The organism is Phyllobacterium sp. P5_D12 (genome assembly GCF_054049495.1).
Genome location: NZ_JBFUMG010001040.1, coordinates 1 through 854, shown reverse-complemented (window position 1 = coordinate 854; position 854 = coordinate 1). Strand labels below are relative to the sequence as shown.

1 protein-coding gene and 1 pseudogene are annotated in these 854 nt (G+C 52.1%); one reads left to right on the top strand and one right to left on the bottom strand.

Going from position 1 to position 854, the window contains the following annotated elements; translation table 11 throughout:
* The coding region (locus ACXJ5O_RS28540) for a CDP-alcohol phosphatidyltransferase family protein (RefSeq protein WP_457302848.1) at positions 1–430 on the bottom strand (430 nt) is incomplete at its 3' end.
* Between the two features lie 179 nt (positions 431–609).
* On the opposite strand from ACXJ5O_RS28540, the pseudogene ACXJ5O_RS28535 reads away from it, so the two are divergent.
* Positions 610–854: pseudogene (locus ACXJ5O_RS28535) on the top strand (UbiH/UbiF family hydroxylase); the annotation flags it as partial.

Here is an 854-nt window from a genome sequence, read left to right as displayed (position 1 = left end):
AGACGATCATGTTCCAGACGACCGGGAAGCCCTTGAAGAAATTCTCCTTGGTCTTCATGCCAGTGTCCGCATAGTAGATGGCACTCGAAACCACGATGATGGCCGCTGCCAGGAACGACAGCCCCTCACCCATGAAGCCGCGCTGATACAGCGCAAAGGCCGGAATGAGCACGTAGGTCATATAGTCGATGATGTTGTCCAGAAGTTCGCCAGACCAGTTGGGCAAGACATATTTGACGTCCAGCTTACGTGCAATCGGCCCGTCGATACCGTCGACAAAAAGCGCCAGTCCAAGCCACCAGAACATGGCTGTCCAGCTTTCTTCGCTGGCCGCAACCACAGAAAGAAACGCCAGAAAGGAGCCTGACGCTGTGAGAAGATGGACGGAAAATGCCTTCGCTTGCGGTGCCGTTACCTTTTTGGGTGTTATGGCCTTGGGCAATATCGGTTTTTTCACGGTCCGTGCCAATCTGCTGCATGATAATAGTGCGCTCGCTGTTGTATCTTATCGATAGCGAACGATTTGTGAGCAGCTTTTCTTGAAAAATGCCCAAAGTGCAAGCAATTAGGCTAATATAAACTGTTGAAAGCGTGAAGCGGAGACAAACCATGACCAGTACCAGAACCGATCCGATAATTGTTGCGGGCGCAGGTCATGTGGGGCTGATCGCGGCTATTGCACTTGCGCAAAGTTTCGACAATGTCATCAGTCTTGGCGTTCTACCGGAGGGTTCCGACAAACGCACAACCGCGCTTATGGTGCCTGCGATCAAGTTTCTCGAGAAGATTGGCCTGTGGGAAAGCATCGAGCCACATGCTGCGCCTATTGCCACAATGCGCATCCTCGATGGAAC